The sequence below is a fragment of the Latilactobacillus graminis DSM 20719 genome, from assembly GCF_001436415.1.
Classification (GTDB): domain Bacteria; phylum Bacillota; class Bacilli; order Lactobacillales; family Lactobacillaceae; genus Latilactobacillus; species Latilactobacillus graminis.
This window is the reverse complement of the sequence record NZ_AYZB01000005.1, coordinates 1-17,467: the sequence shown is the minus strand read 5'-3', so window position 1 is coordinate 17,467 and position 17,467 is coordinate 1. Positions and strand designations below refer to the sequence as shown.

Below are 17,467 nucleotides of genomic sequence, written 5' to 3'. Positions count from 1 at the left end.
TTGCGATGAAAATGACTAATCTCAATCGACTATTATTCTGCCTACTACTCGGTTTGATCAGTTTAATAACCACTACCACGACTAGCCAAGCGGCTGAACCCGCGGCTAGTTTTGCCATGACCATTGTGCCACCTGAAAATCAAACCAATCAGAATCTTAGTTATTTTGATTTAGTCGTTAAACCAAATCAAACTTATAATTTAAAATTGAAATTAGTCAATCATCAAGATACCCCCACCAAAATTGCTTTAACAGCTAAAACGGCTACTACGAATATGAATGGTGTTGTCAATTACGGGGCCCATCAAGATCAATCCGACAAAACCCTCAAATACGCACTCGGCGACTATCTAAAACCAGAGGCCAAGAGGATTAAGCTCAACCCCCAAGAACAACGGGTGGTAGATGTAACCCTTAAGACGCCACCCAAAGCTTTTAAAGGTCAACTTGTCGGAGGCATTAGTGCTGTTGAGCTTCCCAAAAGCCCAAAAACTAGCCAACAAATTAATATTCGCAATAAGTTTGCGTATGCCGTTGCAGTGGTCATTCGCACTAATCAGCAAACAATCACGCCAGAATTTAAGCTGGGTCAAGTGGCTGCTAATCAAATGATGGGTAGTAACCAAATCCTGGCAAATATTCGTAATGTACAACCGAAATTTCAAAATCAAACCACGATTAAAGCATTCGTCACGAAACGCGGTCAAAAAAAGAAGCTCTATCAAACCGAGAAAAAACAAGTTCAGTTTGCGCCAAATTCGGTGATGCCCTTTTACCTACCACTCAACGGACCCTTCAAACCGGGACGCTACACACTCGACCTTACCGTTCATTCCGAGGGACGTCAGTGGCACTTCACCCGGCACTTCACCGTTTCAAGACAAGCTGCAAATCAGTGGAACGCCAAAGATGTCAATTTGCCACCGCAAAATAATTATTGGCCTTATGTCTTAACAGGAATCCTTCTAATCTTGATTATTCTTGGTTATGTTTACTGGCGCTATCGTAAGAAGCAACAAGAAAATAAGGCCCTAAAAGATGAATTAAACCGGCTAAAATCTTAACTAGTAAAAAAGTGGTTCTCTTATGAGAATCACTTTTTTGATGGCTAATTTTAATAACATATATCTAAAAAAGACCCACCTACGGTGAGTCTTCAAAATAATTTAATTATTTTTTGATGTTGTAGAATGAGTTGATCCCTTTATATGAAGCAGTATCACCTAATTGTTCTTCAATCCGCATTAATTGGTTATACTTAGCTAAACGATCAGTACGGCTCATTGAACCTGTCTTGATTTGGCCAGCGTTTGTAGCAACAACTAAGTCGGCGATTGTTGTATCTTCAGTTTCACCTGAACGATGTGAAACAACAGCTGTGTAGCCAGCTTCTTTAGCCATTTCGATTGCTTCTAATGATTCTGTTAATGTACCAATTTGGTTAACTTTAACAAGAATTGAGTTAGCAGCGCCCATCTTGATACCCTTACGTAGGTAATCAGTGTTTGTTACGAAGAAGTCATCACCAACAAGTTGAACTTTTTCGCCAAGTTCTTTAGTGATTGATGCCCAGTCTTCCCAGTTGTTTTCATCGATAGGATCTTCGATTGAAATGATTGGGTATTTGGCAACTAAGCCTTCAAGGTATTTAACGAATTCAGGGGTTGTGAATTCTTCACCAGTTGACCAACGTAATTTGTATGTCTTAGCTTCGTTGTTCCATAATTCTGATGAAGCCACGTCGATAGCGATTGAAATATCTTCGCCTGGTTTGTAACCAGCTTTTTCAATTGCTTTGATCAAGTATTGTAAAGGTTCTTCGTTGTTTGCAAAATCAGGTGCAAACCCACCTTCATCACCAACAGAAGTAACTTTACCGTCAGCTGATAAAAGACTCTTCAATGCTTGGAAAGTTTCTGAACCCATCCGGATCGCTTCGCGGACAGATTTAGCACCAACAGGCATAATCATGAATTCTTGGAAATCAACTTTGTTATCTGAGTGAGCACCACCATTGATAACGTTCATCATTGGTGTTGGTAATACGTGAGCGTTAGGGCCGCCAAGATATTCGTACAATGGTAAGCCTAATTCGTCAGCAGCAGCCCGTGCAGCAGCCAATGAAATCCCTAAAATTGCGTTAGCCCCTAATTTACCTTTGTTTTCTGTACCATCTAATTGGATCATAGCAGCATCGATACCGCGTTGATCTGTAGCGTCGAAACCAATGATTTCTTTTGCAAGCGGACCATTAACGTTTTCAACAGCTTTTAAAACACCTTTGCCACCAAAACGTGATTTGTCGCCGTCACGTAATTCAACAGCTTCATGTTCACCAGTTGAAGCACCTGAAGGAACGATTGCGCGACCAAAGCCGCCGTCTTCTGTGTAAACTTCAACTTCAACAGTCGGATTGCCGCGTGAGTCTAAAACTTCGCGACCTAAAATATCAGTAATAATTGACATGTAATTTTCTCCTTTTTTGGCCAATGCTGAGCATTAGCGCTTTTTTGGATGTCAGGCAAAGCCTATACCTATTTTAGCTAATTTTACGCCATTCGTAAACAGGAATGCGTTAAAAATTAGTCGTTAAAGTGAACTAAGTCTAAGAATGAAGCAGGTTCCATACTTGCACCACCAACTAAACCGCCGTCGATGTCTTCTTTGCCCATGATTTCTTTAACATTTGCAGGCTTAACTGAACCACCGTATTGGATGCGAACTTTGTCAGCAACCGTTTGGTCATATAACTTAGCAACTGTTTGACGAACAACAGCACAGATTTCTTGTGCTTGGTCAGCAGAAGCAGTTTTACCAGTACCGATTGCCCAGATTGGTTCGTAAGCAATGACCATTGAGCTAACTTGGTCAGCTGAAAGGCCTTTAAGACCTTCTGTTACTTGGTTTGAAACCCATTCTTCAGCTTTGCCAGCTTCACGTGTTTCAAGTGATTCGCCACAGCAGAAGATAGGTGTCATGTTGTTTTTGAAGATTGCGTGTGCTTTTTTGTTGATATCTTCATCAGTTTCGTGGAAGTAATCACGACGTTCTGAATGACCGATGATGACATAATCAACACCCATTTCATTCAACGTTTTTGGTGAAGTTTCGCCAGTGAATGCACCAGCATCTTCGAAGTAACAGTTTTCAGCAGCAACTTTTAAGTCTGTGCCTTTAGCCGCTTCTAATAAGGCAGGTAAGTCAACAGCAGGTGCACCGATAACTGATTCTGTTTGATCAAACTTAGGTAAGTTGGCTTTGATAGCATTCACGAACTCAGTTGTTTGAGTTGGGTTCATGTTCATTTTCCAGTTACCAGCAATGATTGGTTTACGCATGAGAAAATCTCCTCTTAATTTTAAATTATTTGTCTGAAATAGCAGCGATACCAGGTAATGTCTTACCTTCTAGGTATTCAAGTGATGCGCCACCACCAGTAGAAATATGGGTTAACTTGTCGCCAACGCCTAATTTCTTAACTGCGGCTGTTGAATCGCCACCACCGACGATTGTTGTAGCGCCTGATAAGTTACCTAAGAATTCGCCGATTGCCAATGTCCCTTTAGCAAAGTTGTCCATTTCGAACACACCCATAGGGCCGTTCCAAACAACAGTCTTAGCATCTTTAAGGACGTTTTCGAAGTCAGCAATTGCTTTCGGTCCGATATCTAATGCCATGTAGCCATCAGGAATGTTACCTTCAACAATTTCTGTCTTAGCATCGTTTGCAAACTTGTCGGCAACAACGTTATCTACAGGCAATACTAATTTGTCACCAGCTTTTTCGATTAATTCTTTAGCTAATTCGATCTTATCTTCTTCAACTAATGAGTTACCAATTGATAAACCTTTAGCAGCGTAGAAAGTATAAGTCATACCACCACCGACGATTACTTTGTCAGCTTTAGCTAATAAATGTTCGATCACACCAATTTTGTCAGAAACCTTTGCGCCACCTAAGATAGCAACAAATGGTCGTTCTGGAGCGTCAACTGCTTCGCCCAAGAATTTGATTTCTTTTTCTAATAAGTAACCAGCAACGGCAGGTTTGTTATTAGCTTTCATAGCTGTCGCAATCCCAACGTTTGATGCGTGAGCACGGTGAGCTGTACCGAAAGCGTCGTTGACGAACATGTCGCCTAATGATGCCCAGTATTCGCCCAATTTAGGATCATTTTTACTTTCACGTTTGCCAAAGTCATTATCGATATCTTGGAAACGCGTGTTTTCCATAACCAATACTTGACCATCAGTCATCGCATTGATTGCATCTTCTAATGCTTGGCCTTCATTTGAAGCAACGAAAGTAACATCTTTGTTTAATAATTCGCCAAGACGGGCAGCAACTGGTTTCAATGTCAATTCTTGCTTATCTTCGTCACTCTTGATACGGCCCAAGTGAGAAAGTAAGATAGCTTTGCCACCATTATCGATGATGTATTGGATTGTTGGTAAAGCAGCTACGATCCGGTTATCATCACCGATAACGCCGCCTTTGATTGGTACATTAAAGTCAACACGTACTAAGACTTTTTTGCCTTTGATATCTTTTAAATCTGCAACTGTTTGTTTTGCCATGTGGACAAACCTCCTAGATTTTCATAAAAAAAGGCGGAAGGAGTTTACCTCCTCCCGCCTTATAAAATGCTCACGTTATTCTAAAATCAATAAGATGAAATTAGATTAAGCTAGCAAATTTTTCTAATGTACGGATCATTTGAGCTGTAAAGCCTGATTCATTATCATACCAAGCAACAACTTTGACAACTTGGCCTGCGCCACCGCCAACGATTTGTGTTTGAGTAGGATCAAATACTGAACCGAATTCTGTACCAATGATATCTGATGAAACGATTTGATCGTCGTTGTAACCAAATGATTGGTTGTTTTCTGTAGCTTTCTTAATAGCAGCATTAATTTCATCAGCTGTAACTTCTTTGTCAAGAGTTGCAACTAATTCTGTCAATGAACCTGTGATAACTGGAACACGTTGTGCATGTCCATCAAGCTTACCCTTTAATTCAGGAACAACTAAGCCTAATGCTTTAGCAGCACCAGTTGAATGAGGGATGATGTTTGCAGCAGCAGCACGTGCAGCACGAACATTACCACCACGATCAGGGCCATCTTGTAATTTTTGTGTAGCTGTGTAAGCGTGGATTGTTGTCATTGTACCAGCTTTGATACCGAAAGCATCGTTAACTGCTTTAGCTAAAGGTGCTAAACAGTTTGTAGTACATGAAGCTGCTGAGATGATGTTGTCATCAGCTGTGATTGTATCATCATTAACACCGTAAACAACTGTCTTAACAGCACCAGCAGGAGCTGAGATAAGTACTTTTTTAGCACCAGCATCAAGATGAGCTTGTGATTTTTCTTCTGATGTGTAGAAACCAGTACTTTCAAGTACTAAATCAACACCATCATTCTTAACCCAAGGAATATTACGTGCATCTGATTCAGCATAAACTGGAATGTTCTTGCCATCGATAACGATGCTGTTTTCTGTAGCTGATACTTCATGATCAAATTGACCATGAGCTGTATCATATTTTAATAAGTGTGCTAACATGTCTGGTGATGTTAAATCATTGATAGCAACAACTTCCAAAACGTCACTGCTTGTTGCATAAATACGACGTAAAGCTAAACGACCAATACGTCCGAAACCATTAATCCCTACTTTTGTAGTCATAATAGAATTTCCTCCTTTAGGAAATGAAAATTTTTATTTTAAAGGGTTGCCCCTTGTAAAATCGAGTTTGCGACACCTTCATCCGTGATTAACCACGTCTGTTTAGGTGCGAGATGCATGTACGCTTGAATTGCTTGCGCTTTAGAAGCACCACCAGCAACCGCCAGTACACACGGAATATTTAATAAGTCACGAATCTGTAACCCAATTCGCGGAATCTTGTAAACCACTTCGCCTTGTTGATTAAAGAAATACCCAAAGGCCTCACCAACCGCCCGCTTTTCTTTAAGCATCTTGATGGTTTCAACCGGCATTTCACGTCGTTCGGCCATCGTAATGGCTTCCCCAATACTATGCAAAACACCGCGGCTCCGTTCAATCAGTTTTAATACCTCTTGAACACTTGGTTCTTCTAACAAGGGGGCATACGTCTTCTCACTCACTTGCTCAGGGACATACAAGGCTCGGTGCTTACCACCGGTCTGCTTAGCCATCTCAGCACAAACAGCATTCGCCTGAATATCAACGCTCTCACCAATTCCACCACGAGCAGGCACAAAGATTAGATTGCGCTGCTTAGAAAGATCGGTTGAAAGTTCGTGGGCAGCTTTGGCCATTGTCGTTCCACCCATCACTGCCACAACACTTTGTCCTTGCGGTAATAATAGCTGTAGCGTACTATTAACTAATTTGCCCATTTCAGTGAGGACTTTTGGTTGTTCATCACTATTGCCAGAAACTATTAAGCAATGCTCAATTCCCAGAACTTGGCTTAACTGACGTTCAGTCTCATGTAAACCTAAGAATTGATCCATTACCTGTTTTAACTGCTCCAGAGTTTCATTACCCTTTACGGTTAAAACCATACCTGATTTAGACGAATTAAGCAAATCTTGTGCTTTCAGAAAATCCGTCTCAGTTCTAATCACTCGTTCACTCAGCTGTAATTGTTCCGCAAGTGTCCGGCGACCAACTGGTGCGAGCCAATCGATATGTTGTAAAATCTGGTAACGCTTCTTAATGATACCAACGAAATCTGGCGCAACCGCTTCTATTGCAGATAATTCATCGCGCAATTGCTATCGCCTACTTTCCGTGGGACATAAAATGTCCATCTGTGTCATTAGTCGACCCATGGTTGGCAAAAAATAAAAGGTAACTTACTAAACCTAGTAACTTATCCTTTCGAACAAGACCATTATAACAAGTGGGGAAAATAGATGCAATGCTTTGCAGTTGATGAATACGTTTTCTTTCCGAATATTTTTGTACCGTTGATTTATCGCGCTTTTCTCGAAATTTATACTTGAAATTTCTGCTTAACTCCGTTAGTATAATATATTGTACTGTTGAGTACGCGGAATGCGTCGCTAGTGTAATGGATAGCACCCAAGATTCCGGTTCTTGAGATCCGGGTTCGACTCCCGGGTGACGCATTATAAATACTGTTATATCAAAGAGTTTGGTAATGAATTGCCAAATTTATATAAGAAAGGCTATCATGTTAATGATAGTCTTTTTTATTGTACAATTAACACAGTATGCGTTCAACTGGAGGAGCCCATTCAATGCAGTCTTTTAAAACTTTATTTACAAGTACATTCACTTTTTTAAAGCAGTCCCCGGTCTATTTTCGTAGTGTGATATTGATGCATGGCTTTTTATTTTTAATTTGTCTACCACTTTTAGGCAAAGCCAGTTACTTCATTTTAGTCCATAATCAGATTCAGTTTCTCGCATTGAGTAACTTACCAACACTTATTCATCAGCATCCGATTGCGCTATTAGGATTCTTAGGGATTGGGCTATCAACTTTATTGCTAGCCTTCTTCGAGTTAACGTTTCTTCTATTAAGTGTGTACTTCATCCAGATCAAACAGCCGCTTCCCCTGCAAACATTACTTAAGATGACCTTTACCCAAATCGCGCACCTGCGTAACGGTACTGTGCCTTTCTTTCTATATTATTATGTCTTAATTATGCCGTGGAGTGCTCTCGGCTATCACGCCGACTTGTTGACGAAGTTTAAATTACCAGCCTTCATTCTGGATTACATCATAACGAATCGCCGACTAGTTGGCGTTTTATGTCTCCTCATTTACTTAGGCCTACTGTATGGCGGGTTGCGCCTGATTCTCACGCTCCCTTATGTTATCTTGCAACACATGCCAGTAAAAAAAGCGATGCGCACGAGTTGGCACTTCACGCATCAGTATTTGATCCGCCTAATTGGTCGGCTTTTACTCATCGCAGGCATTCTCATTGGCTTCACCGGAATCATTTTTTGCCTATTGATTCAGTTGCAAGCCTTCATTGAGACCCACACTGCGGCCGGCTTTTCTAGTGCCGTCATCTTAATGACCCTTTTACAAGCTATCCTGCTTATTAATTGGGGCCTCTCGACAGTCGCCATCTTTTTCGTTATCGTTGATTGCTTGCTGAGTGATTCGCAATTTAATCAGTCAACTGTCATTTATGCCAGTTTAAAACGAATTATTCCTTTCAGTAGTAGCTTATTGTTATTAGTCGCGATAATCAGCTTAGTTAGTGTTGGTTTTTATAATTGGCATACCCTTCACGCTATAACCATTCACCAACCACTAAGTATCTCACACCGTGGTGTTTCTCAAAAAAATGGCGTCCAAAATTCACTGGCAGCGCTCAACCAAACCCACCGTTTAAACCCAAACTACGTTGAGATAGATGTGCAACTCACTAAAGATCACCAATTCGTGGTCTTCCACGACTTCCAACTTGCGCCACTGACTGGCCATTCAGGGACACTCCAATCCCAAACACTGGCACAACTGACTAAAATGACCGTCCGTGAACACCAAAAAACTGCACCGATTGTGTCATTTAATGATTATCTGGCACGCGCTAATCAGTGCCATCAAAAACTCTTAATTGAAATTAAGACCCCCACCACCGATAATCCGAAGTTAGTGCGCCGCTTTTTGAACAAGTATCAGGCCAATATCGAAGCCCACGGCCACATGGTGCAGTCCTTAAACTGGCACGTAGTCGAAGCCGTCAAACAAGCAGCACCTAAAATTCAAACGGGCTACATTCTGCCGTTTAATTTCAGCGGTCCGCCGATTTCAAACGCTGATTTCTACTCAGTTGAAATGACGACTGTCAACCGGCACTTCATTCAAGCCGCACACCAGGAAAATAAAGCGGTCTTCGTCTGGACCCCCAATGATCATCAAGCAGTGCAACGGATGATGTATTTCGGTGCAGATGGGGTGGTCACCGACAACCTTAAAGCTGTTGAACAAACCCCAAGCCAACACTCAAAGCCGTATTTCGCCGATAAATTTTTTTATATCATAGGAGTTGGCTAACAAAAAACAATCATTTTTTAAATAACTGTTTCAACTGTAAATACAAGAAAATAAGTAAGGTCAATAATAATAAAATTCCCAGATAAACACCCAGAAAAATGAAACTAATACCCACATCCCCTAATTCCAGCCTGCCATCTGCATAGAGCTCGTGGAAATCTGACCACTTAAAAATAATTTTTGCAATAAGTATTGTGCTTAAAAAGAAAAAGGCCGCTTTAAAAGCACTCCATAAATTAGATATCATTCATTAATCTCCTCCGCTTAACCAATCGACCGTGATGCCACGATAATTATTAATATTTGCGGTTACTTGAATCTGCCGCTCGCTATTAACAACATAAGAATTCTTACCTTGTCACTCAGTTCGGTCTGCTGTTTCAATCACTTTAATCAGCAAAGCTTCAATTACGGATGAATTAACATTAACCTAGAGGCTAATTTTTTATTAATCCATTCATTGGCGACAAAGGTGTTTCAGCATTGTATTCTGCCTGCACACTCAAATTCAACTCCCTACTTCTTCTTAAGCAGATCTTTCCTTTAATATTCATGGAATAAACACCAGTGACATGCTACTTACGTACGAGTGTATCAAAAATAATCAAGACTTACAAGGTTAGTAGTATCCGATTTAGTTCCTGATGGTACTAATATAAATCAACGTGATATCAATCATATAAGCTATCGTTTTGCAAAATTAAAAGGGCGTTGAAGCAAAAATTCATTTTGCTTCAACGCCCTTTTGGTTTTCGAATATTAATCGTCTAAATTTGTTCCATAAATCATGTCCTTATTACGGTTAACGTCGAATGGCACACTCTCATTACTTTTATTAATGCATCAAGCGCTGTGCTTTTTGAGCTGCGACGTTCATGATGTTCCATGGTCGATCGAAACCTGGCTGGAAGAAAAAGTCAGCGTAGGCTAAATCGTCTACCGTCATCTTGCCTTGGATGGCTAATGAGATGGCATTGATATTAGCTGTAACGTCCGCCTTAGACATAATTTGTGCACCTAAAATCCGGCCCGTTTCAGGATTGAATGTTAATTTGAATTTAACTTCTGGGTTTTCGTCAGCTGGGACGAAGTGTGGGCGATATGTTTCAGAAACCAAAACAGATTGGGTCTTCACACCCATTTTATCAGCCGTTCCTTCTTTAATCCCAGTTGAAGCAAAGTGATAATCAAAAACACTCAATGCTGATGAACCAGAAACAGCTGGTACTGGTTGATTGGCTGTGACTAAATTCTTAGCAGCATAGCGACCCTGTCGACGAGCGTTTGTTGCCAAAGCAATCGGCATTGCTTTACCCGTTGGCGCGTACTTCACAACCGTCGCATCCCCAACGGCGAAAATATCAGGCTGGCTCGTTTGTAAGAATTCATTGATTTCAATTCGACCACTGCGATCGAGTTGTAATGTATCTTTTAACCAATCTGTATTAGGACGAATCCCAACCGCCTCGATGACTAAATCAGCATCGTATTCAGCTTGATCGGTCACAACTTTTGTCACTTTACCATCCACGCCGACATATTTTTTAACGCCTTGCCCGACTGCTGGATAAATATTATGGGCTTGCATTTCAGTTGTTAATTCATCTGTAAATTCTTGATCGAGGTATAAACTCAATAGACGTGGTAAGACGTCAACAACTGTAACGTTTTTACCAGCTTTGGCAAAGACTTCCGCCGCTTCAATCCCAATATAGCCCGAACCAATGACAACGACGTTTTTCACAGTTGGATCAACTGTTTTGGCCTTTAATTTAATCGCCCAATCACGACCACGCATTGCATAAACGTTGGCTAAATCCCGGCCTGAGACTGGCAATTCAAACGGGACAGCGCCGACACTTAAGACGAGCTTATCGTAACGTTCTTCACGCGTTGTATTATGCTTTAAATCCTTCACTTGAACCGTATGTTGATCAGCATCAATAGCAGTAATCGCTTCTTGTAAATGAACATCAACACCTTTAGCACGCATACCTTCTGGTGTTGCGTAGCTAACATCGTCAACATTCTTGACAGTACCTTCTAAATAGAGTTGCATCCCGCAGGATAAGAACGATAGAAAATCGCCCTGTTCGTACCATTGGATGGTTGCATCCGGATAATCGAGTAAACTTTCTTGAACAGTTTCAAAGCCACCATGGGATGAACCGACAACGATAATTTTCACATAAATCACTCCTCAATCTATTTTGCACAATCTAAGTATACCGCAGATAAGATTAATTATAAATAAAAGCGTATTCTTTAACTAATTAATCAGAATCTACGCACTATCGCTTAAAAAGAGCACCACCGATTGGCATCCGAATACAACCTAGACTCTTATCGTTATTTGCTATAAAAGGCCTGCGCTTAATTACGCAGGCCTTTATAATATCTTTATTTACATCACATTAAGCGTAACATCAATATTACCGCGCGTTGCCTTTGAATACGGGCATACGGCATGTGCTTTTTCGAGATATTGCATTGTTTTCTCTTCTGAGAGCCCTTCAATATGACCGACAAGTTCAACACCAATATAGAAATTAGCGGGACCATCATTATAGAGTGAGACCGTCGCTTTAACCGTCGTTTCAGCTTTAATCTGATCCTGACTCAAAACAAGTTCTAAGGCACTGTTAAAGCATGAACTGTAACCGGCAGCGAAAAGCTGTTCCGGGTTGGTACTCTTACCGGATTTATCTGTACCAGGGGCTTTAATCACATACTTCGTTGATTTTTCTGGGTCGTAAACGAACCCGTTTCGCCCACCTTCATTAACCATCGTGGTTTCATATTGTTTTGCCATTAAAATACCCTCTTTCTAAATTGGATACCCTTACTTTAGCACAGCGAAATTCAGAACCATAATGATTTGTTTGTGTAAAGAAGTGTGTCGTAAGTCGGGCATGTTCTGAGGACTTACAGAACATGATAGCCACTCAAAAAAGGCGTTGAACCAAAATTTATTTTTTGCATCAACGCCTTTTTCTCACTCTTTAATATAAGCCGTCTTGTAGCTCCATTGTGCGCCAGCCGTGTTATGCACAACACCTTTGACCTTTAGATTCTTCAAGTACGCCGTATCATTTTGATAGAGTGGTGTGATTCCTTGCACCTGATTCATGACTTGCGCAGCCGTCACGAGATCCGCCCAACGTTTGTCAGGATCGTTCGCATCGGTATTCATGGCGCGGTCAAGGGCGGCTTTGTATTCTGGATTGTCAAACCCGCCGGTATTGCTGGCAGCACCAGGTAACATGATTTCTAAAAACGAAATTGGGTCTTTGAAATCCGCTCCCCAACCTGCAAGTAATAAATCATAATCCCCTTTTTTATCGCGACTACTTGCAACCTGACTTGGCACCGTCTTCAATGTTAACTTGAGACCGGGCAAGCTTTTTTCAAGTTGGCCCTTAAGATATTGACCAACATATGACGCATTCGCATCATCGGAATTGAGGGTTAAAGTCATTGCGACTTTCTTTTGACCAGTCGCTTTCAATGCTTCACGCCAATGTTTCAGCGCTAACTTTGGATTATAATCCACGGTATTCGGAACTGCTTGTGATTTAGCAAAATCGACTTTTTTAGGCGAGTCGGCTAAGCCCACCGGTACAAGGCCAGTCATATTATTCTTCTTCGAACCAAACAAACGATTATTCAATGTCTTGCGGTTAATTGCTAATGAAATCGCCAATCTAAAATCTTGGTTATTCAAAAGGGCTTTTTTCGATTCATCTGCTGTCTTGAAATTGTATTTAATATAGTTGGTTAACGCATATGGGTAACGATGGAATGCTTTATCATCCCGATAATTATCAATTTGTTGATTATCCAACTGCGTTAAATCCAATTTTTTTCTTGATAGAGATAAAGCGCCGTACTGGTATTTTCCAAAACGGTATAGTTGATTTGATTTAACTTCACCTTTTGACGGTCCCAGTAGCGGTCATTCTTCACAAATTGCCATTTCTCACGCGTCCCGTTCCAATTAATTAACTTAAACGGCCCTGAGTAGACCATATATTTAGCATTTGTTGCATATTTATTACCATATTTTGCAACCACTTTTTGATCTTGTGGCGCAAATAATGGATAAGCCATCAAAGTTTTCATATAAGCGACAGGTGTTGATAACGAGACTGCTAACGTATGGTCGTCAACTGCCCGCACCCCAAGTTGATCTGGAGCCATTTCGCCCTTAGCAATCGCTGGTGCATTTTGGATATTGCTGAAAAGATTTGTATAAGGTGATTTGGTTGCTGGTTTTAATGTCCGTTGCCATGAATAAACAAAATCTTGCGCCCGAATCGGGTCACCATTACTGAATTGGGCATCACGCAGTTTAAACGTCCATGTCTTCCCATCAGCTGAAACTGAACTCGATTTCGCTAAGCCAGGTTCAATTTTACCGTTTTTGTCAAGCCGGAATAAACTTTCATAAATATTCCCTGTTTGGCCATATCCCGTTGAAGTCGAGATATCAATTGTATCTAGTGGGGCTTGCGCGCCAAGCTGAAGAACCTGTTTGGCCTGTACCCCCGAAACTTGGCATAATAGGAACACCCCGAATATAAAAATTGCACTAACACTAAGTTTTAAGAACTGCCGCCTTCTTTGCATGACACGCCTCCTTACATTTAATAAGTAGAGCATACCAATTCAGTAGCCAAAAGTTAAATAATCAGCCTAAAACATCGACGGTAATCCGCTCATCCGTTCTCCTGAAATTACGTTAATGACCGAATTTTATATTTATGAAAAATCTGAAGAAAATAAAAGCAGGTTCATTTCCCCGCTAAATCAGTATTCAATAGTTGTTAGTCCTCTGCTAAATAAAGTTTGATCATGCTGTCCCCGCTTTTAACGTTATCAAGGCTGACAACTGACATACCTTTGATGTTAAAATAAAGCTGATTCCTTTTAACGCGGAGGTTTTAATTATGACAACCAGCCAACCAGCAGCACAATCCTTTTTTACGAACCGGTCTACCCAAGCCATTGCACAGGACTTATTGGGGACTCACTTGCTTTATACCAATCGCCGCGGCACACTTGGCGGCCTCATTGTGGAAGCAGAAGCCTATGTCGGCACCGATGACACTGCCGCTCATGCCTATAATGGGCGCCGTACCCCTTTTAGCGAGCCACTCTACCATGGCCCCGGTACGATTTATATTTATCAATTACGCGGTTTCTTCTTATTTGATATTGTGACCCAAGCAATTGATCAACCACAAGGTGTCTTAATTCGTGCCATCGAGCCCACCCACGGCATCGAGCAAATGCGTCTTAACCGTCCGAAACCAGGCGTTGAACTGACCAATGGACCGGGTAAATTAATGGGCGCCCTCGGTATTTGCGATCAACAACTGACTTTTCAAAATGTGGCTGATGCTCCTTTAATGATTGACTTAGCCCATCGTCGCTATCCCCAATCGATTGTCGCCGCGCCACGAATCGGGGTCAATTCTAAAGCAACGAGTGGCCAACTTCCCTACCGTTATTATGTAGCTGGTAACCCGTATGCTAGTGGCCTGCCTAAGCGCCAATGGCAACGTACAAATCATGGTTGGCTTTGAGGTGGGTGATCCAAAATTTCACAAATCGATAGCCCACACTGCATTGAATGCCATTTAATAAGCCTTAAAAGGGCTATCAATTTAGACCCTCAAAAAAGCCCGTCGATTAATGCTTTTTCTAATTTATTTGACGCCAAACACTGCGAATTATTATCAGTAGTATCAAGACGATTATTCCTCTGAGTAGCCAAAGACCAAATAGCGTACCAAACACAATGGTGGCAGTAGACATTAACGTCTTTTGAAAAATAAACGCAAACCCTAAAATAATAATCAATACTGGCATGCAGCCCAGCTCCTTTTCTTTTTCGAAATTGCATGTTAAATTTAAAGCAATGATATGAAGTGAGGTGTTGGTAGTGCCAGCTATTCCTGATAATCTACTTGCCGCGACCATGGGGCATAAAATCGCTACGGTTCGTCGTGCGCAAGGCTTGTCCCAACATCAATTAGCCCAGGATATTTGTTCGCAACCGATGATTAGTCATATTGAAAACGGAACTTATATTCCAAACGCCATTTTGTTAGCAAAACTCTGTAAACGGCTTAATATTCCGTTAGAGCAAGCGCTGTTAAGTCATTATCCCGAAATTGATCAACAACCCGAATTCAATCAACAAATTAAACAACTTTGCAATGCACACGATTATCGCGGCATGTTAAATTATTTAGATACAACTGACTTAGCCGAACACCTTGAACTGGCGACCGATTTACAGACCTATTACTACTATCATGGTATCGCGACATTCCAAGGACTTCACATATCCACGGATAGTTTACGGGAACTACAGATGGCACTCGACTATACGTTTACACCGCGCCAACAAGTTTTAACGCCTACTGAGCTTTTGATTCTCAGTAGTATCAGCTTTATTAAGAGTACGCCCCATACTGATCAAACTGATTTCGAACACGTCCTCGCAATTGTGAATGCAGGGCGGTTCACGCACTATGACGAGAACATTAATATCTTATTCTACCTGTATAGCCTGGCACTCTATCAAGATCACCACTTTCAAAAAGCTTTTGCCATCGCCAATCAAGGAATTGACTGGCTCAGCAATCATGATTCACACTACATGTTAGCCGACTTATTCTTGCTAGTCGCCAAGACAGCGACTGCCCGCCATGATCCGAAAGCAGCAACGGCAGCTAGTCTGAAAAGCGATACCCTAGCAGAGATCTTCAATCAATCCCGCTATCATTTCTAAAAGGTTAATAAAATCCGGCCCTGTGAATGCTCGTTCTTAGCAATCATTTGGGCTTTTTTAACGGCTTCAAAAGAATAAGTCGCTTGAATGTAGGCCTTAATCTGCTTGGTCGCCAATAGTTGTAATAGGTGTTGATAACCGCCAATGCCGATTGAGCCATTACTGAAGCGGAAATCTTGCCCCGGCTTGGTGGGTAAGAAATGGGTTGTCGACAACGACAGTATTCTTAGCGAACCATAACTTGCGGAGATTAATTGAAGGAGTGCTTGCTGGCCAACCGTGTCGATGACTTTATTGGGCTGACGACTATTGCTGAATTGCGCGGCTAAATCAGCTTCATAATTCAAAACGCTATCGGCGCCTAATTGACGAACAAAAGTCTGATTCTCGGCACTAGCCAATGCAATCACTGTGGTCCCGGCTAACTTCAATAGCTGAATTAAATAGGTGCCAACGCCACCAGAAGCACCGGTGACTAAAACTGTATCCGTCGATTTGACCTCGAGTACTTTAATTGCGTGGAGCGCTGCGTCGGCACCCCCAATGAGAGTTGTCGCATCTGCTAATGTGACTTGATCAGGCACTTTGAACAACAATGGCGGAATTTTATTGTTGATAACCTCCTGCGCTGAACCATTCGGCTGCATCCCAATCACCCTTTGACCAATTAAACTTGAATGCCGTAGTCGGCCGACTTGTTCAACGATTCCACCGAATCCATAGCCAATCACAATTGGTAATTGAACCGGGCGAATCTCGGTCAGCGCCCCGCTTTCCGTCTGCCAATCATAGGGCAGTACCAGAACAAACTTATTCTGGATCATAACTGACAACGGCGTCAGCGGGCCTTCTTCAATTGACTTAATCTGGAGGGCTTCAATCCCTTGATAATTTTGTTGAATAATCCCTTGCATCATCATTCACACCTTTCTTTTGCCTTACAATACAAGGAAATTCACAAAAATAAAAATAAGAATACGAATATTTGCAAAAAAAAATCGACCTAGTCTCATGTTAGACTAAGTCGATTTTTTACATATGTTACTCAGAGTATGCAACCTGCGAAACACGCTTCATTTTGCGGAATACCTAGTGATTGAATCTAAAAAAGATGCCCAGTCACGCTTTGACCGGACATCTGGCTTATTTAGAGATAACTTGGTAGTAGATTTTGTAGATCCTTATATTAGATAGTTTACCTAAATTTTTATTAGTGATGATCCCTACAGCGACACTTAAATTATTGGAACTCGGTAGCTCGTCATAAACGACCTTGCCATACGCTAACTTAAACGTTTTAGCAAATTGGTTAACCTGATTTTGTGCAATTGCCATTGTATTGGGTTCCATAAAAAACAGATTCGTCATTTGCGTATGTTTAGTTTCTAAATAGCCCTGCATATATTTTGCATTTTTAATATAACCTTTTTCTGAATTCAACACCACATAATCGTTGCCACTTCGATAAATATAACCCTTTATAGTTTTTGCTTTACTTTTAGGTTTTTCATCAGTCAGCGTCATAATACCATTTTTCGGCGTAACTGTTTTTGTTTTTTCAATCTTTTGTAATAATCCCTTTATGGTTGTCAGATGAAATAATATAATTTCATTTGATAATTA

The 17,467-nt window shown here is 41.2% G+C and carries 14 protein-coding genes, 1 tRNA gene and 1 pseudogene; 5 read left to right on the top strand and 11 right to left on the bottom strand.

The window, feature by feature from the left end; translation table 11 throughout:
• Positions 1-5 precede the first annotated feature (5 nt).
• On the top strand, positions 6-1,064 hold the full coding sequence (locus tag FC90_RS02345) for a WxLIP family cell surface protein (RefSeq protein WP_057907705.1): 1,059 nt from the start codon (positions 6-8) through the stop codon (positions 1,062-1,064).
• A 106-nt stretch (positions 1,065-1,170) separates the two neighbouring features.
• Here FC90_RS02345 and eno read toward each other — a convergent pair whose 3' ends face one another.
• From eno to FC90_RS02320, 5 genes are all read right to left on the bottom strand, one after another.
• Positions 1,171-2,466 carry a phosphopyruvate hydratase gene (gene eno / locus FC90_RS02340; protein ID WP_057907704.1) on the bottom strand — a complete coding sequence of 432 codons (1,296 nt, stop codon included), beginning with the start codon at positions 2,464-2,466 and terminating at the stop codon, positions 1,171-1,173.
• A gap of 116 nt (positions 2,467-2,582) precedes the next feature.
• A complete protein-coding gene (tpiA, locus tag FC90_RS02335) occupies positions 2,583-3,338 on the bottom strand; it encodes a triose-phosphate isomerase (RefSeq protein WP_004270956.1) in 756 nt (251 codons plus the stop codon).
• Positions 3,339-3,363: 25 nt separating this feature from the next.
• Positions 3,364-4,578, bottom strand: coding sequence for a phosphoglycerate kinase (locus tag FC90_RS02330; protein ID WP_057907703.1), 1,215 nt, complete (start codon positions 4,576-4,578; stop codon positions 3,364-3,366).
• A 100-nt stretch (positions 4,579-4,678) separates the two neighbouring features.
• The gene (gene gap, locus FC90_RS02325; protein WP_057907702.1) at positions 4,679-5,695 is read right to left on the bottom strand and encodes a type I glyceraldehyde-3-phosphate dehydrogenase; all 1,017 of its coding nucleotides are present in this window, start codon (positions 5,693-5,695) and stop codon (positions 4,679-4,681) included.
• Positions 5,696-5,733: 38 nt separating this feature from the next.
• Positions 5,734-6,771, bottom strand: coding sequence for a sugar-binding transcriptional regulator (locus FC90_RS02320; RefSeq protein ID WP_057907701.1), 1,038 nt, complete (start codon positions 6,769-6,771; stop codon positions 5,734-5,736).
• 288 nt (positions 6,772-7,059) lie between these two features.
• On the opposite strand from FC90_RS02320, the gene FC90_RS02315 reads away from it, so the two are divergent.
• Both FC90_RS02315 and FC90_RS02310 read left to right on the top strand, forming a co-directional pair.
• A tRNA-Arg gene (locus FC90_RS02315) sits at positions 7,060-7,131 on the top strand.
• 132 nt (positions 7,132-7,263) lie between these two features.
• On the top strand, positions 7,264-9,042 hold the full coding sequence (locus FC90_RS02310) for a glycerophosphodiester phosphodiesterase (protein ID WP_057907700.1): 1,779 nt from the start codon (positions 7,264-7,266) through the stop codon (positions 9,040-9,042).
• A gap of 10 nt (positions 9,043-9,052) precedes the next feature.
• Here the strand turns inward: FC90_RS02310 and FC90_RS02305 are convergent, their stop codons facing one another.
• The 4 genes and pseudogenes from FC90_RS02305 to FC90_RS09625 all read right to left on the bottom strand — a co-directional run bounded on the left by FC90_RS02305 (position 9,053) and on the right by FC90_RS09625 (position 13,671).
• Positions 9,053-9,289, bottom strand: coding sequence for a hypothetical protein (locus FC90_RS02305; RefSeq protein ID WP_057907699.1), 237 nt, complete (start codon positions 9,287-9,289; stop codon positions 9,053-9,055).
• Between the two features lie 588 nt (positions 9,290-9,877).
• Entirely contained in the window at positions 9,878-11,230 is a 1,353-nt protein-coding gene (locus FC90_RS02300) for an FAD-dependent oxidoreductase (RefSeq protein ID WP_057907698.1), read from the bottom strand.
• Positions 11,231-11,446: 216 nt separating this feature from the next.
• A complete protein-coding gene (locus tag FC90_RS02295; RefSeq protein WP_057907697.1) occupies positions 11,447-11,854 on the bottom strand; it encodes an organic hydroperoxide resistance protein in 408 nt (135 codons plus the stop codon).
• A 183-nt stretch (positions 11,855-12,037) separates the two neighbouring features.
• A pseudogene (locus FC90_RS09625) lies at positions 12,038-13,671 on the bottom strand (peptide ABC transporter substrate-binding protein).
• Between the two features lie 320 nt (positions 13,672-13,991).
• On the opposite strand from FC90_RS09625, the gene FC90_RS02285 reads away from it, so the two are divergent.
• Together FC90_RS02285 and FC90_RS02280 are read left to right on the top strand one after the other, a co-directional pair.
• Positions 13,992-14,630, top strand: coding sequence for a DNA-3-methyladenine glycosylase (locus FC90_RS02285; protein WP_057907696.1), 639 nt, complete (start codon positions 13,992-13,994; stop codon positions 14,628-14,630).
• A 359-nt stretch (positions 14,631-14,989) separates the two neighbouring features.
• Complete coding sequence (locus FC90_RS02280) at positions 14,990-15,844, top strand: helix-turn-helix domain-containing protein (protein WP_057907695.1); 855 nt, start codon at positions 14,990-14,992, stop codon at positions 15,842-15,844.
• On the opposite strand, the gene FC90_RS02275 is transcribed toward FC90_RS02280, so the two are convergent.
• Both FC90_RS02275 and FC90_RS02270 read right to left on the bottom strand, forming a co-directional pair.
• Positions 15,841-16,758 (bottom strand): zinc-binding dehydrogenase, encoded by a 918-nt coding sequence (locus FC90_RS02275; protein ID WP_057907694.1) that lies wholly within the window; start codon positions 16,756-16,758, stop codon positions 15,841-15,843. The two genes, FC90_RS02280 and FC90_RS02275, sit on opposite strands and share 4 nt — an antisense overlap.
• Before the next feature lie 229 nt (positions 16,759-16,987).
• Complete coding sequence (locus FC90_RS02270) at positions 16,988-17,368, bottom strand: hypothetical protein (protein WP_057907693.1); 381 nt, start codon at positions 17,366-17,368, stop codon at positions 16,988-16,990.
• Between the last annotated feature and the right edge of the window lie 99 nt (positions 17,369-17,467).

Bases quoted from the DNA above. Each gene is read 5' to 3' on its own strand.
- FC90_RS02345 (WP_057907705.1), top strand. From the start codon at position 6: ATGAAAATGACTAATCTCAATCGACTATTATTCTGCCTACTACTCGGT.
- eno (WP_057907704.1), bottom strand. From the start codon at position 2,466: ATGTCAATTATTACTGATATTTTAGGTCGCGAAGTTTTAGACTCACGC.
- tpiA (WP_004270956.1), bottom strand. From the start codon at position 3,338: ATGCGTAAACCAATCATTGCTGGTAACTGGAAAATGAACATGAACCCA.
- FC90_RS02330 (WP_057907703.1), bottom strand. From the start codon at position 4,578: ATGGCAAAACAAACAGTTGCAGATTTAAAAGATATCAAAGGCAAAAAA.
- gap (WP_057907702.1), bottom strand. From the start codon at position 5,695: ATGACTACAAAAGTAGGGATTAATGGTTTCGGACGTATTGGTCGTTTA.
- FC90_RS02310 (WP_057907700.1), top strand. From the start codon at position 7,264: ATGCAGTCTTTTAAAACTTTATTTACAAGTACATTCACTTTTTTAAAG.
- FC90_RS02305 (WP_057907699.1), bottom strand. From the start codon at position 9,289: ATGATATCTAATTTATGGAGTGCTTTTAAAGCGGCCTTTTTCTTTTTA.
- FC90_RS02295 (WP_057907697.1), bottom strand. From the start codon at position 11,854: ATGGCAAAACAATATGAAACCACGATGGTTAATGAAGGTGGGCGAAAC.
- FC90_RS02285 (WP_057907696.1), top strand. From the start codon at position 13,992: ATGACAACCAGCCAACCAGCAGCACAATCCTTTTTTACGAACCGGTCT.
- FC90_RS02275 (WP_057907694.1), bottom strand. From the start codon at position 16,758: ATGCAAGGGATTATTCAACAAAATTATCAAGGGATTGAAGCCCTCCAG.
- FC90_RS02270 (WP_057907693.1), bottom strand. From the start codon at position 17,368: ATGACGCTGACTGATGAAAAACCTAAAAGTAAAGCAAAAACTATAAAG.